Source organism: Confluentibacter flavum (genome assembly GCF_002843175.1).
GTDB classification, from domain to species: domain Bacteria; phylum Bacteroidota; class Bacteroidia; order Flavobacteriales; family Flavobacteriaceae; genus Confluentibacter; species Confluentibacter flavum.
In genome coordinates this window covers 1-15,982 of sequence record NZ_PJEO01000027.1, presented here as the reverse complement: position 1 = coordinate 15,982, position 15,982 = coordinate 1, and the positions used below count along the sequence as shown (strand labels likewise).

9 protein-coding genes and 1 tRNA gene are annotated in these 15,982 nt (G+C 33.3%); all 10 read right to left on the bottom strand.

The window, feature by feature from the left end; all coding sequences use genetic code 11:
• Positions 1–11 precede the first annotated feature (11 nt).
• The 10 genes from CSW08_RS08300 to CSW08_RS08245 all read right to left on the bottom strand — a co-directional run bounded on the left by CSW08_RS08300 (position 12) and on the right by CSW08_RS08245 (position 15,943).
• A complete protein-coding gene (locus CSW08_RS08300; RefSeq protein WP_106659430.1) occupies positions 12–3,083 on the bottom strand; it encodes a SusC/RagA family TonB-linked outer membrane protein in 3,072 nt (1,023 codons plus the stop codon).
• 11 nt (positions 3,084–3,094) lie between these two features.
• Positions 3,095–4,708: a glycoside hydrolase family 32 protein gene (locus CSW08_RS08295; RefSeq protein WP_106659429.1), complete on the bottom strand. Its 1,614-nt coding sequence runs from the start codon at positions 4,706–4,708 to the stop codon at positions 3,095–3,097.
• 12 nt (positions 4,709–4,720) lie between these two features.
• The gene (locus CSW08_RS08290) at positions 4,721–6,055 is read right to left on the bottom strand and encodes a sugar porter family MFS transporter (RefSeq protein ID WP_106659428.1); all 1,335 of its coding nucleotides are present in this window, start codon (positions 6,053–6,055) and stop codon (positions 4,721–4,723) included.
• A 333-nt stretch (positions 6,056–6,388) separates the two neighbouring features.
• A complete protein-coding gene (locus CSW08_RS08285) occupies positions 6,389–9,118 on the bottom strand; it encodes a substrate-binding domain-containing protein (RefSeq protein WP_106659427.1) in 2,730 nt (909 codons plus the stop codon).
• Between the two features lie 744 nt (positions 9,119–9,862).
• A tRNA-Leu gene (locus tag CSW08_RS08280) sits at positions 9,863–9,944 on the bottom strand.
• A gap of 253 nt (positions 9,945–10,197) precedes the next feature.
• Entirely contained in the window at positions 10,198–11,484 is a 1,287-nt protein-coding gene (locus CSW08_RS08275; protein ID WP_106659426.1) for a site-specific integrase, read from the bottom strand.
• 1,524 nt (positions 11,485–13,008) lie between these two features.
• The gene (locus CSW08_RS08260; RefSeq protein ID WP_106659424.1) at positions 13,009–13,428 is read right to left on the bottom strand and encodes a response regulator; all 420 of its coding nucleotides are present in this window, start codon (positions 13,426–13,428) and stop codon (positions 13,009–13,011) included.
• Positions 13,425–14,660: a sensor histidine kinase gene (locus CSW08_RS08255; RefSeq protein WP_106659423.1), complete on the bottom strand. Its 1,236-nt coding sequence runs from the start codon at positions 14,658–14,660 to the stop codon at positions 13,425–13,427. The genes CSW08_RS08260 and CSW08_RS08255 overlap by 4 nt, the downstream gene beginning before the upstream one ends.
• 73 nt (positions 14,661–14,733) lie before the next feature.
• Complete coding sequence (locus CSW08_RS08250; RefSeq protein WP_157831444.1) at positions 14,734–15,546, bottom strand: IS3 family transposase; 813 nt, start codon at positions 15,544–15,546, stop codon at positions 14,734–14,736.
• A 25-nt stretch (positions 15,547–15,571) separates the two neighbouring features.
• Positions 15,572–15,943, bottom strand: a complete 372-nt coding sequence (locus CSW08_RS08245) for a transposase (protein WP_106658087.1) — start codon at positions 15,941–15,943, stop codon at positions 15,572–15,574.
• Positions 15,944–15,982: the final 39 nt, after the last annotated feature.

Here is a 15,982-nt window from a genome sequence, read left to right as displayed (position 1 = left end):
TATGTTTTAGTTTAAAATTTTAAATTTAATCCAGCCGTTACTATTAATGGATTAGGATACCCAAAGCCTGGATTTTCAGGGTCTAAGCCAGTAAACGACTTACTTTTTGCCAACAAGGCTAAATTATCTCCACCAACATAAAACCTAAAAGATTGCATATTTAGTTTTTCTACAAGATCATCGCTAAAATTATATCCAATTTGGATATTTCTAAGTTTTAAATAAGAACCGTTCTCGATAAAATAAGTTGAAAATCTTGATTCAAAATTGGCATCTGTAAGTGCAATTGCTGGAATAGTTGAATTGGGATTTGAAGTAGACCAAGCATTTAACAATCGTGCTCCTTTATTGGAACCAGTTTCCGAAACACTCCAAAAATCTGTTGCTCTTTTAAAACCATTTACTACATCAACACCAGCTATTCCTTGCAATAAGAATGAAAGATCAAACTGCCCATAAGTAACCTCTGCTGTGAAACCATAAATAAAATCCGGATGGGGACTTCCAATCCAAGTACGATCAAAATCGTTGATTACCCCGTCATCATTTAAATCGGAATATCTAATTCTACCCAAACCTTTTCCTGGTTGTTCAGCATGGTTAGATACTTCGTCATCTGTTCTAAACAATCCATCGGTAACATAACCGAAAAAAGAATTTATTGGCCTTCCCAGTATATTTTGACCTCTACCATCTCCACCATATGCATTTACTACCTCAGCAGGTAATTTAGTTACCTTGTTTTTATATTGGCTTATATTAGCATTTAGGTTAATAAACAAATCTTCATTTATGTTAAGCCTCGTTCCCAAAGTGACCTCAAAACCTTTGTTTTCCATAGAGGCTCCATTAACCCATTGATTACCACCTTCGCCAAGAGTACCTATATATGGAGGTAATAACAAAATATCTTTAGTCTCTCTAATATAATATTCTGCACTACCATATAACTTTTGCTGGAACAGTTCAAAATCAATACCATAGTTTGTCATGGTACTTTCCTCCCAACGAAGGTCTGGATTAGCATTTTGAACCAATTTATATCCAGAAGGCAAAACCCCCGTTTTTGATCCATTAATATCATAGGCTGTGTTGGCATAATCGGTTAGATAAATATTATAAATTGCATTGTTGTCAATTTCTTGATTACCTGTAATTCCCCAACCAAAACGAAACTTTAAGTCATTTATAGCTTCGATATTTTCTTTTATGAATTTTTCCTCACTTAATTTCCATCCTAAAGAGAATGCAGGAAAAACCCCAAAACTATTATTTTGTCCAAAGCGAGAAGAACCATCATATCGTAAAGTTGCAGAAGCTAAATATCTATTATTATAAGAGTAGTTAACCTTAGAAAAATAGGACAATAAAACATTTTCAGCTCCGCTACCACCATTATTTTTTTCCCCAGTTCCCGCATCTAAATAAAGGTAATCTTCATTTTCAACTACAAAATCCTCTCTTGACGCCCAAAACGAATTGAATCTCTCGTGATAATACTCTGTACCTAATAATACATTAACATTATGATTTCCAAATGTTTTATCGTAATTAAGTGTATTGGTCCATGTTAATTTTAAATTATGGCTTTGATTTGTTTCAAGTTTATTAACGGGATTATTTAAATAACCCGATTCATAACGTTTTCTAAAATTCTTTGCAAAGTAATTCCCATAATCTATCCCCATGCTTGTTCTAAAGTTAAGACCTTCAAACAATGTTGTTTCTGCATAAAAACTCCCAAAGATCCTTAAAAAATCATAATCATTCTGCTTATTATCTTCTAATAATCTCACAGGATTTTGTCTGTCATTCATACCCCCTACTGGACCACCCCAACCATTTCCATCAACAGTACGTACAGGAATAATAGGGAGTGCTTGTAGAGCCTCATTTATTGGGGAACCATTAACTTCATTGGTTTTTGAAATGCTTAAGTTTTCACCAATAGTTACTTTATTATTGAATATTTTATAATTGGAATTTATTCTTGCAGAAATCCTATCAAACTCACTGGTTTTTATAACGCCTTCATTTTTATAGTAGCCTAAAGACATATAGTAATTACCTTGATCATTTCCATTTGACATAGATAAATCGACATTACGAATTGTACCCATTCTAGATATCTCATCAAACCAATCGGTATTGGCTGATTTTAAAGTACCTTCATCATCTAAATACTCTGGAACAAGAACTTTATTTAAAAAAGGCTGTCCTGTTTGTGAATTGACCCCCCAATCAAATCGGTATTTTACACTATTGGAGTTGGGATCTGTACCATTATTTATGTTAGCTTGCCAAAGTGCTTTTCCATATCCTTCAGTATCTAACATTTCGGTTCTTGATGTGTATTTTGAAATAGAAGTGTAAGTATCTATACTTAGTCTAGCTTTTCCACTTTTTCCACTTTTTGTAGTAACGATAATTACACCATTAGCAGCACGAGATCCATAAATACTAGCCGCTGAAGCATCTTTTAATACTTGAATAGACTCAATGTCTTGAGGGTTCAATTCATGCATTCCCGCTTTGGTGGGCACGCCATCAATAATATATAGTGGATCGTTATTATTAAGTGTGCCAATTCCGCGAATTCGCACAGTGGCAGGGGAACTAGGTTCGCCATTACCAGTAACTAACATACCAGGAACTCTTCCTTGCAACGCTTTAATGGGATTTGCATTAGTTTGCTTTTTCATTTCATCAACATCAACAACCGAAACTGCTCCTGTAATATCAGCCTTTCTTTGCTTAGTATAACCAGTTACAACAATTTCGTCTAGTGCAGCAGCATCTACTACCAGAACGACGTCTATTACCGAACGTCCATTAATTTGTGTTTCTTGGGTTTTAAAACCTATGTAGCTAAAAACCAATGTTGCATTTTCATCAACATTTTCCAGTACATAATTACCGTCAAAGTCTGTTGCAGTACCCTGGTTTGTGCCCAATACAATTACTGATACACCGGGTAAAGGCATCCCATCTTCTTGGGAGGTAACGGTACCACTTACCTGTGCTTGTGCCCAAATGCTTATAAAAATAAATACAGGCAGAAATAAAAGTTGTTTTAATTTCATAATAAATTAATTTAGTTAAAATTTAGTTTGTGGATTTCAATACTGTCAAGAACGAATTCTTGGTCTTTAGGTTCAATACTTAGTTTATCGAATGGTGAGTTAGGAAAAAATATTTCTGTCATTACTGTTTCTCCATTATCAAAAAAAAGTTCTATAGATGTTTTATCGAGAATAATTGTACCAAGCAAATCTGGATTTAATGATGTTCTTTTAGCAACAGAAACATGGTTCACAAACTTTTCTGAAAATTCTGTTTTACCAGATTTTCTTCTATCTACAAAAAAGTTTTTATCACTATTGTTATATCCAAAAGCTAAGGTGTCTCCTTGTTTATTTGTAAGCTTAAAAGTGAAGCCTTTATCTTTTAAATCTGAAATTTTAAAATTGATTTCTGTACTTGATAAATCGATAGCTTTTGAATCAATGATTTTTGTGTCTCCATTTATTGCTATCGATTCCTTTTTAAATTTGGTACTTCTATAACTGGTTAGTTCCTTTACAGGTTGAAATAATAATCTATAACTAGCATTTACTTTTTGAAGTTCAATTTGTCTTGCAACCGTCATGGCACTTCTCCATGTTTCAGTAGGCACTACATTGGCATATTCCCAATTAGACATCCATCCCATGAACAATTTTCTGCCATCAGTATCTGGTATATTTGCCCAGGTTACTCCCGCATAATTATCTCTTCCGTAATCAATCCATATCGACTTGTGTTCAGAACTATTCAAATCTTTTTCAAATGATGGGTCAATTTTAAATTGTTTACCATCAAAATCACCTACAAAATATTGTGTTGCAGAACCGCCATTTGGACCACCTGGATTAATACTCACCAACAACACCCATTTTATTTCATCAGTTCCTTGGACTACCATAGGGAAAAAATCGGGACACTCCCAAACGCCACCATGTGCACCTATACCATCTCCAAAATCGGATTCCAATTTCCAATCTTTTAAGTTTGATGAACTATATAACATAATTTTTTGACCAGCCGCCAATACCATGACCCACTTTTCGTGTATGGAATCCCAAGTAATTTTTGGGTCCCTGAAATCTCTAATATTGGGGTTTTTAATGACAGGATTACTAGAATATTTAGTAAAGGTTTGACCTTCATCTAAAGAGTATGCTATGGCTTGCGATTGATAATTCGTTTTACCTGCTTTTTCCCCATCCATATCATGGTAAGTAAACATGGCAATTATAGGTTGTCCGCCACCTTTACTAAATCCTGAGGTATTGTTAACATCTACCACGGCACTTCCTGAAAAGATATATCCTTTATCATCTGGGTATATGGCTATGGGCATTTCTTTCCATGTTACCATGTCTGTACTAATAGCATGCCCCCAATGCATGGGACCCCATGTGTTTCCATCTGGATAATGCTGAAAATATAAATGGTAATACCCATTTTTGTAAAACATCCCATTTGGGTCATTCATCCATGCTTTTTTGGGTGTAAAATGAAAATTAGGACGGTAAAGGTCTTCTTCTGAATAGGACTTCGCTATTTCAACATTACTTTGATTGGCTTCAGTTGTTTTTTTACAACTGATAAATGCCACCGAAAGAAGCATTATAAAAATCAGTTTTTTTAATTTCATATGTTTCATAATAATTTAGTTTTAGTTAGCTTGATTTCTATCTTTAATTAATTTTTTACTTAATTCTTCTAATGATATACCTTTAGTTTCTGGCATCATGAAAATGACAAATAGAAGTTGTAGAATCATCATAATAGCAAATATTAGAAACACCATACCCGCACCAATTGTTGAAAACAATACTGGTACTAAGGAAGGTACAACAGCTGCCAATACCCAATGCACTGAACTTCCAAAAGATTGCCCTGCACCCCTTAAATGGTTAGGGAAGATTTCAGAAATAAACACCCATATCACTGTTCCTTGACCAATAGCGTGTGATGCTATGAACATGAACAGCAATATGGGTACAATACTACCTTCCCAGCTAAAGAAGAAAGCAGCAGAAACTAAACTCAGAGAGATTATATAACCAAACGAACATATATACATCAATTGTTTTCTTCCCAATCTATCTATTAGGATAATACCCAATAATGTAAAAAGCATGTTAGTAACACCTATACCTATACTGCTTAATAAGGCTGTACTCTCACCAAGTCCTGCTTCTTCAAAAATTCTTGGAGCATAATATAATAAGGCATTAATGCCAGATAATTGATTGAAAAAGGCAATTAAAAAAGCTAGAATTAATGGAAATCTGTATTTTTTGAGAAATATATTTTCGTTGGGTACTGTGTTTTCCATCTCATCTTTAATTTCTAACATAAGTTTTTCTGGATCTTGATCTGGATTTATAATTTTAAGAACACCTATGGCTTCACTATTTCTAAATTTGGTAAGCAACCAACGTGGGCTTTTTGGAATTGTTAAGGCAAATAAGGTATAAATAGCGGCAGGGAAAGCTTCTACTCCTACCATCCAACGCCAAGCATTTTCTCCAACATTATTTAATAAGTAGTTTGATAAAAAGGCGATTAGAATTCCAAATACAATGTTGAATTGGTAAAGCCCTACTAATTTACCTCTATCTTTTGCAGGAGCAATTTCTGAAATATATGCTGGAGCAGCAATGGTTGAAGCGCCCACACCTAGACCACCAATAAATCTAAAAACAGCAAAAGTATAAGGGTCGTTTGCTAAACATGAACCAATAGCAGAAATGGTATATAAAATACCTATCCATATTAAAGTGTTTTTTCGCCCTAATTTATTAGTAGGAATACCTCCAAAAAAGGCGCCCACTACAGTTCCCCATAATGCCATTCCAATAACTACAACGCCATGAAACATATCGGAAGAACCCCATAATAATTGTAATTTTTTTTCAGCGCCCGATATAACTACAGTATCAAATCCAAATAAGAAACCTGCTAACGCAGCGGTAATAGACCAGATTAATATCTTTCTGTTCATGTGGTGGTGTATTTCGTTTAGTTTTTCTTTGGTTTAAACAAATAGATTATCTCATTAAACCTTATGCAATTTATATTGTAAAGATCTAACGACTCTTAAGATTTGTTTCACAAACTATTTTTTTTTTCAGATATAACAAAATAACAGTAACTAGTTGATTATTAATTATTTAAAATAAATAATATTTTGATTATAATTAACTTTTTAAATGAATTACAGCAATAAAATTTAAAATTGTTACTTTGAAAACATAGTTTGAAATGTCTTTTAGAGAATTTTTAATCTGAATTTTCAGTTAAATAGGCAATGGATAAAAATATATTTTAAGAAATTTTAAAATTTCCCTTTATATTCTTTTGGAGTTTTTCCATACTTAGCCTTAAAACTTGTTGAGAAATATGTTGAAGAAGAAAACCCTACCGAATAAGCAATATCTGAGATAGAGAGTTTTAAATTATTTTTTAACATTTCCTTTCCTTTTTCCAACCTGATGTTTAGAATATAATCACTGACTTTAATGTCTAAAATAGCTTTAATTTTCCTATATAGTTGTACTCGAGAAACATTTAACTCTTCAGCTAATTGTTCGACCGAAAAATTGGAATTGTCAATATTCTCATAGATTATCTTATTCATTTTAGAAAGAAAATCCTGCTCCATAACCCCGAAATCGTGATTTTTATTAATTGTTTCAAGATTATTGACATAGTAATACCGAAGTTTGGCGCGATTATATAATAAAGCTTTTATTGACTGAAATAAAATGGCTAAACTAAATGGTTTAGTTAAGAATAAATCCGCACCCGATTCCAATCCTTTTATATATGATTCCTTATTACCCAGAGCTGTCAATATAATAGTTGGAATATGTGATGTCCTTAAATCTCTTTTTAATATATCACATATTTCAAATCCATTTTTTACTGGTAAATTAACATCACATATCATAATATCTGGAATTATTTCTAAGGCCTTTTCAATACCATCATGACCATCTGACACATGTATATCATAAACATGAGATAATTTGTTTTTCAAGAATTTCACCAAATCCGAATTATCTTCAATTATTAAAATGCTCAGTTTTTCTTCATTATTAGAAGAAACATTTACTGGCAATAAATCGTCTTCATAATCAGAAATAAAATTAAAATTTTCATTATAATTAGTTTCTGGTTCGAATACAATTTGATCACTATTCAAATGTATTTTGTCTTTATATAATGTTATAATAATTTCTGTACCATTATTTGATTTTACCTGAATTTTCCCCTTATGCATATCAATAAATTCCTTAGATATATGCAGCCCTATACCAGAACTTGGTTTATTATTATTATTAGAACCTTGAAAAAACGGCTTAAAAACACTTTCCAATTCTCTCTCTGGAATACCTATTCCTGAATCTTTAAAATGAATTTCAAAAAAATTAGCCCCCGTTACGTCTATTATATTGATGCTAATTTCACCCCTGATAGGCGTAAATTTAAAGGCATTAGATAACAGATTAAAAAACACTTTATCCATTAAATTTCTATCTATGTATGCAAATAAATCTTCATTGTTAGCAGTAATAGTAAAATCTATATTCCTTTTTATTGACTCTCGTTCAAAATCTCTATATATACTTTGAGTAAACTTAAAAATATTGGTTTCCGAAGCCCTTAATATAAATTTTCGATCTTCAATTTTTCTAAAATCCAACAATTGATTTATTAGTCTTAATAATCTTTTTGAGTTGTTAAAAATTAAACCTAATTCATTTAAAAGCTTAAAATCTCTTTTTCTATTTTCTTCTGTTAAAGATTCAATGGATGATAAAATAAGTGTAATAGGTGTTTTAAACTCATGCGATATACCTGTAAAAAAATTAACCTTTGCATCGTTACTGGTTTTTATTTGGTCTCGTTGAATTATAATTTTTTTATTAATTAGTTCCAACTCTCTTTTCTTTTGCCTAATAATACGCCAAGAATATATAACAAGAGCTCCAAAAATTATACTTAAAATTAAAAGACCTAAAACTAATCGTAAAGTCTTACTTTGTGTAGTATAGGTATTTTCTTGTTCTTGTATTTTTTTCTGTTGTAGAGAGATGTCATCTTGGTGCTGAATAATTTTATCGAACTGGTTTCGCATAATATCCGCATTACGTGAATCTATTATTGTTGAATTAAGAATATTATATTTCTCTACACTTTCCCCCCCAAGAATTTTCATTGCTAACTTAATTGCTTCTTCTCCTCCTGTTGGGTATAATATAGAGGCTTCTAATACGTTATCTTGAACTAGCTGAACACCTCCATTTGTGCCATTAAGTCCATCAACACCAATAAATTTAATTTTATTAGAAGAGCTTATTTCATGTACAATTTTCCATGCTTGGTAGGCTAATTCATCATTAAATGCAAACATATAATGAATTTGATTTATATCAATAGAATCAATCAAACTCTTAATTTTAACACTGTCGATACCGACCATGCTTTTAATTAAATTGACCGATGGCTCCTTTTGTATTGTTTGTTCAAACCCTTTACTTCTTTCAATTACAGGTGTTGAATTATCCTCACCTTTAATTTCAACTACATTTTTAATTTTTTCTTCCATTGAAGCAATATAATTTGCAGCATTCTTCCCTACTGCCAAGTTATCAGCTCCAACGAATGCCGTAAACTTATTAGAATTAATTTTTCTGTCAATTAAAATTATTGGAATACCGGAATCAAAAGCTTTCTCTATAACTGGTACAACTCTATCGGGCTCATTAGGAGATATTATGATTAGATCATAATTATCCTGAATCATTTTTTCAATTTGATTAATTTGTTTTTGAATGTTTCCATTCGCTTCAAATATTTCAAGTGTAAGACTATCTTGCAATAATGATGCTTGAATTTGCATGGAATGATTCATAGCATCACGCCACATATTATCACTGAGACATTGTGAAAAACCAATTTTGTACCTTTTGGATTCGCCGTCGTTTTTACAACTAACAAAAAGTACAAAACCAATTAAAATAATAAATTTTGAAATCTGAATAAAATTAATTTTTGGCATTTTCAAATTATGATAATTGAACTAATATATTATTTATTTGAATAAATAGAGGTTTTTTATTATATCTTTTTCTCAATAAAAAAGAAATAAAAATTCAAAACTGCATGAAAAGTTGGAAACAAATAACGGCTCGTTACGTTATATTTTGGAAACATTGTAAATCGTTAATATTGCTTTAAAATCCCTTATATTATTGAAACTCGAATGGATTCAAACCTTTAACCTCCAAGAAATCAAACAAAATAAAAACAATCAAATTTAAATTTAATCGTTAAAGTTTTCTTAAAAAGGAACTAATTCGGTGTCACCCAAAATCCTAGCATCTCAAACTTCCAATAACCAAAAGAAAATTTAGATTTTGGATAGTTCCTCTTTGTCCGCATAATATAAACCTTAACAATTGTTAATCAATTTGTTAGGCTTTTTTTGTTTTTATATTTAGTCCATTATTAGCCCAATTAAAGATAAAAAAGCTCAACCACAAAATGTATATGAGTCTTGTTTTGTAGCGGGAACTGGACTCGAGCCAGTGACCTTCGGATTATGAGCTTAATGATATGTTAAAATGATTTAGAATTTATTCGAAAAAAGACTCTTTTATTCTTTTTGAAATTATTTACAACTAAAATGCATCATTCTTAATTAAATGAATAAAAAAGTAAAATGTTGTACCTATGTTGTACCTATGCAAAAAAACATAAGTTTTTTTTGATAAAAAAAGCCGAAGAAAAACTTCGGCTTTCGTACGGGCGGGGAGACTCGAACTCCCACACCTCGCGGCACCAGATCCTAAGTCTGGCGTGTCTACGAATTCCACCACGCCTGCATTTTTTCAATCTTTTTCGACTTTTACTTGTCTAAGTCCTAAGTTTATGATCTTCTTTATTCCTATTAAAGTACTCATTTCTTTTAAATTAACGTCTAACTGTTGATTGCTATAGACTACCAATAAATTGGTTCTGTTTACCACCTCTTTACTGTAAGTTCTTATATTACGAAGAGTATGATCAAGTAAGGCTTATTAACATGCTGTTCTGTTTTTTTTTAGGTTAGAGATCTAGTTGAATTTTATTAATTCGCTAAACAATTCTTAAATGACCCGTAGTATCTGACTTTTTACGTTTTTCACTTTTTAGATTAATCACCTTTAAGGTCTTTTTAAGCTTCAACATATCCCTGCTAATCTTTGTCTCAATAACCCGGGCATACTTCTGGGTGGTGGAAATCTTTTTATGGCTCAAAAGATTTGATACCGTTACCAGCGGCACATTGTTTAGAAGAGTAATCGTGGTGGCGAAAGTATGGCGGGCAACATGGAACGTCAGTTTTTTATCAATACCACATAACCCCGCGATTTTCTTTAAATGCTTATTGACCTTTTGGCTGCTAAGCACGGGTAAAAGCTGATGTCCATTAAGTTCAGATGGATGATCCTTATAAATATCCAGGATTCTTCTCGCCTCATCCAGAAGTGGCACTTTTACGGGGGTTTTTGTTTTTTGGCGCTTGACCATTATCCATTGTTCACCGTCTATTCCTGTAACTATACTTTTGGTATTAAGATTCTTCACCTCTATGTAACATAAACCTGTGTAGCAAGAAAAGATGAAAATGTTTTTGGTATCTTCTAATGAACTATTGCTCGAATTGAGCAATTTAACCCTATCAATTTCTATTTGGTCCAAAAATGCACTATCAAATTCCTCAAACTTCAACTGATATAAGGAAAAAGGGTTTTCCTTTATCCAGCCATGTTTCAAGGCCAAGGTCGTCAGTTTTTGAAAGCGTTCCATGTGTTTCATTATACCATTATTTCCTAGGGGCTGTGACTTTCTTAACGGTGGACAATTTTTTAGGTAATTTTCAAAGTTGACAACAAAGGAATAATTGATGTTCTTTAGATAATAATCTGATGACTTAAACTCTTTTAAAATAAACCTATGAAGGTATTTTTCTGTAGAGGGATAGTTTTTGGCCGTTCCAGGAGATAAATAGATCAAATCATTCTCCCTATGATAGTGTATGAGGTCATCAATTGTAGCAACAGGTTTGTCCTTGCCCAAATACCTTAATTTAACTGCTTGGGCAGAAACAACAACGCCGCTATCAGATAGTTGCCTATGGCATAAAACTAATCTGGAATGGATGTTTTGAAGAACATCGTTGATTTCCTTTGAACCTGAAAATTTGGGCTTGATGCGCCTTGCATTTGTGCACCAGCTAATTTCTAAGGTGGTTTGTTGGGTGCTTAGATCGGCACGTTTGCCATCTATGGTGATCCTCGCATAAATCGGGAATGTTCCGTCTTTTTTTAAGACCGTCTTTTTTAGCCAAAAATGGACATTGAAGGTTTTTAGGAATGTCATTACTTTCGTTTTTGATGAATAAATCAGTTAAACGAAAGCCAAATCGCTGTAAAGATGAAATACTAATGTTACAAATTTAAAAAATTATTTCTTAAAAATAGGACACCTAATAGGACACCTTTAAATTTGTACTCAAATGGATACAAATGAATTCAAACAAAATATTAAAATACTGAATTTCATTTGATTACCATATCTTTTGATATCCTTTGATACCCTATTTGTCGGGATGACAGAACTAACTTTTATGTTATAAATAACTGTTTTACAGTATTTTACGTGTTTTTATTCAAAAGATTCACCGAATAGTACACTAAAGTCAAAAAGAGCTATTTAAAAACAAAATTTATTTGTCTTTATTGACATAAAGATACAAATTTTATCATTAAATATTGACTATAATTTCACTCTAACAAATTCAAAAATTTAAATTGCTAACTAATCTATGCTGCCTGTTTTATATTCCACTTTTGTTTTTACTGTAACTAAAACTGTATGAGTAAAATTTTCTCCGTAGACTTGCCTCGTAGGGCTTTGTAAATGTGCCTGCGAATAGAATAGGCTTTCCTTTGTCATTGTGCAATTTGTGCAATTAATGTGCAATTGATTTATATCTGTCTTACCCCTCATTTCAAAGTGTAAAATGTTCCTGCTCCCTCTTGTAGGCTTGGTTTTAGCAAGTCTTTGATCGTTACTGGTGGTATTTCGAGAACAGTCGTTTAATCTTTGATATTCACTATTTGTAGTTTTTCCTTTGTCTTTTGCATACAACCAGCCTTTACTTGTCTATCGTTTTGGTTAAGCGACTGCAAATATTTTTCATTATAAATATCCTTTCTGAACTCTACAGAAATGTCACTTGAATCATAACTGAAAACAGGTTCGGGATTCCTGATTGTTTACATTCTCTAATAATTTTAATTGTTCCCTTTCCCCAAGATTCAATATAACCATTACGGAACAAAGCATTTGCAATGTCGGGGTTCTATGGTCTTGAATCGTGTTTTCCAATAGATTTTTAACAGTCCAATTTTCGGGCAATTGACCTTAGTTCCAAATAATAATTTTGTCGTTGTAAACGCTTATTTGAATAGGAACACCACCCGAATAATCTTTATGAGCAATTGCATTTAGCAAGGCTCCACGAACTGCATCTTTTGGGCATTAATACGTTTCTACTGAAAAACATTCATTTTACCCCATTCAGCTTTATTGTTTTCATTGACTTCCCCAATTCTTTCAATCAGTTCCTCCTTTATTTTTTTTTGAAAAAATTGTTTTCATTCTGTGATAATATTCTCCGTTTTGGTAATTCGTTTAGTAATTATTTCCCAACTTAATTACAAATTATTTATTCACACTTATCCTACTGGTAAGAAATGTCATTTTTCAGCTTGTTGCCAATGTATATATAGTTATGAGATTCTCTTATTTGAAAATTCCCTAAGATACCTCTCCGAATACAAAACTCAAAAAAGGGAGTTTTGGTATAGACTGACACTGACGGTCTTGGTCACTGTGTATTTATTCTTTACCAGAGCCGCTTAATAAACCTTGAATCATTTCAACAAACTTGGCTTCCGTTACCGGCTTGATAACAAAGTCCGTTACTTCACTTATTGATTTTGCCTTCATAATGTCCGCAGGGTCGTTTGATGAAGAAACGATGTAGATGGAGATTTTCTTTCCTAATTTAGGTTTTAGGGAAATGAATTCTTCAAGAAACTCCCAACCATCCATAACGGGCATATTGAGATCAAGCAATATGACATCCGGTAGCTCTTCCATCAAGGACAGGGCTGATTCTAAAAAGTGTATCGCTTCCCGACCGTTATAGAAAACCTTTATATTTTTTACAAGATCAGTTCTTTCTATTACTTTTTTGGTAATGAAATGGAAAAGATCATCATCGTCTACGAGGCATATATTTTGTACTTGATTCATAGTGTTTTTTCTTGTGATAGTTTAACGGTAAATTTTGCCCCTTTTTCAGGTTTGCTTTTTACTTTTATATACCCCCCCATGGCCTCTATTTGGGTTTTAGTGATGAATAGGCCAAAACCCTTGGCTTCAGGATGCTTATGAAATGTTTTATGTAATTTGAATAACTTGTCTCCGTGCTTTTGTATGTCAATACCAAGCCCATTGTCACTAATTTCAAGATATACCCACCCTGATTTTTTATAGCTCTTTATGTTGATTTGCAAATCCCTGTCTAGTGAGCGGTACTTGAGGGCATTGCTTAACAGGTTAAATAAAATACTATCTATGTATTTTGAGGGAAAGTAGGCCGTTGTTGCTTTTGAGAAGTCTTGGGTTATATGGGCATTTGCTTTCAGTATTTCACCATGCAACAAATTGATGGCTTTGTTTGTAACTTTTTCAAGTTCTATATGGTCTTTTTCAACGCTAAAGTCTGCTTTCACCTGTGTTGCACTAACCAATTCTTCAAAAGTTTCATGCAGAAAGTCAATGACCGGCTGCTGTTTTTCAAGATAAAGCATTTTATCGTTAATAGCTTCGGTCTGTCTAATCAGATCGTTTAATATGAGCAAGTTAGACAAGGGAGCACGTATGTTATGGGCAATTATTTGTGTAAACTCCTGAAGTTGCTTTTGTTGCACCTTCAGTTGGTTTAGCATTTTGTTGCGCTCTTTAAGTTTTTCCTTAAGCTTATCCCTTACCCCAATGTTCTCTATTGAAACCGCTGTGATATCCGCAAGAGCTTGCAGTAAGGCAACCTGTTGGGGCGCGGGCTTTCGGTGCTTCGCCCAGTAGTTGCCAATAGCCCCAATAGGATCTATGGTACGAATGGGGACCGTTACAAGGCTTTTCACAAAAGTAGGTCGGTAGGCATCAACTGGAATCCTATCGTCTTGGTAGATATCTTCAATTACAGCCGGTTGCTTGTTTAACATAGCCCAACCGCTAATACAGGTCTCCATAGGAAAGCGGCTGCCTTTCCACAAGGGGCTGATAGCATCCTCGTCAGCATAAAAGCACAAATCACCGTCTCTTAGGACAAAGGTAGCACCATCAGCCCCAGTCAGTTTACGAGCAACAGTGCGAACAATTTTCATTACCGCATCGATATTGCGGGCAAGAGAAAGTTCCTGCACAGTGGTTACAAGTAACTCAGTGCTTATTAATTCTGCGGTAAGTTGTGTTTGTTTCATAATCTATGGATGTTTTTGCATGTCTCGTCCTGAAATATGGCTACAGGGTTAATAATTGATTTACGCTGTTAATTTATATACCATATTTGGTGTTTTTAAAATCTAAAGATAAGTGTAATCTTATTTCGTTGTGTAGATTAATTGCATTTTTTGTAGCCCTTTTAGCATGCGCCGTATCAGTAAAGGTTTGGTCGAGATAAAATTCATCTTTAAGAATCCCGTTAACCCTTTCTGCGAGGGCATTTTCATAACAATGGTTTTCTTCTGTCATACTGATATCTATCTTATTTCTTTTGAGTATCTGGGTGTATACATTGCTACAATATTGAATGCCCCTGTCTGAATGGCGAATGAGTCCTTTTGTGTTTTTAGCATGATATAAAGCTTTGTTAAGGGCCCTCACGCATCCGTTTAGTTCCAGGCTATCACTAAGGTCATAACCAACAATCTTTCTTGAATACATATCAGTTATTAACGCCAGGTAACAAAATCCTTTTACCGTTCTGATATAGGTTATGTCAGAGGCCCACACTTGGTTAGGTCTTGTAACCTCAATATCTTTAATGATGTTTTTATACTTATAGAACCTGTGCAAAGAGTTAGTTGTTCTAGAGCTATATTTCTTTCTAAGTGTTAGCATTTGATGTTTTCTAAGGACGTTAAACAAAGTATCCCTGCCGACTTTAAGGTTGGCTTTGGTAAACTCATCATCTAAGGATTTAACAAGTTTACGCACGCCTTCCCTTGGAAGGGACTTGCGTCTTTTCTTAACTATCCCAATAATCTGCTGTTCTAGTTTTAAACGCTTATCAGCTCTATTTTTATACTTATAGTAAGCATTGCGTTTATGTCCAAAAAATTGGTTATAGTAGTTAAAGAAGCAAATCCCTTACCTTTTTCTTTGGCTTTGATCAAGGCTTTATACTTAGCTTTTTTTTTAGTTCAGCCACAGATTTGTAGCCCAGGTCTTCTGCTGCGACTTCCAAGTATGAATCCAGTACCAATGCATCCAAATCCTTTTTTAGGAGTAGCTTTTTAAGCTGTCCGATCTCTTTTTGCAGTTCCTTGATTCGTGTTATCTCGTCTTTTGTTTCCACTTTTACCCTTGTGTTCATTAGGTTCTTACGGTTGTACTTCCTGATCCATTCGTTAATGGTGGTAGGCGCAATGCCATAAAGTTTGCCTAGTTGGTTTTTGTTAAGTTTTCCAGTTGTGATTTCGTCCAGAATTTTCAGTTTAAAAGGTTCCGAATACCGTCTGATTACTTTGTCATTTTTGTACATAATGTTTAAAATTATGTAGCCTTATTTCAGGACGGGTCA

Bases quoted from the DNA above. Each gene is read 5' to 3' on its own strand.
- CSW08_RS08300 (WP_106659430.1), bottom strand. From the start codon at position 3,083: ATGAAATTAAAACAACTTTTATTTCTGCCTGTATTTATTTTTATAAGC.
- CSW08_RS08295 (WP_106659429.1), bottom strand. From the start codon at position 4,708: ATGAAACATATGAAATTAAAAAAACTGATTTTTATAATGCTTCTTTCG.
- CSW08_RS08290 (WP_106659428.1), bottom strand. From the start codon at position 6,055: ATGAACAGAAAGATATTAATCTGGTCTATTACCGCTGCGTTAGCAGGT.
- CSW08_RS08285 (WP_106659427.1), bottom strand. From the start codon at position 9,118: ATGCCAAAAATTAATTTTATTCAGATTTCAAAATTTATTATTTTAATT.
- CSW08_RS08275 (WP_106659426.1), bottom strand. From the start codon at position 11,484: ATGACATTCCTAAAAACCTTCAATGTCCATTTTTGGCTAAAAAAGACG.
- CSW08_RS08260 (WP_106659424.1), bottom strand. From the start codon at position 13,428: ATGAATCAAGTACAAAATATATGCCTCGTAGACGATGATGATCTTTTC.
- CSW08_RS08255 (WP_106659423.1), bottom strand. From the start codon at position 14,660: ATGAAACAAACACAACTTACCGCAGAATTAATAAGCACTGAGTTACTT.
- CSW08_RS08245 (WP_106658087.1), bottom strand. From the start codon at position 15,943: ATGTACAAAAATGACAAAGTAATCAGACGGTATTCGGAACCTTTTAAA.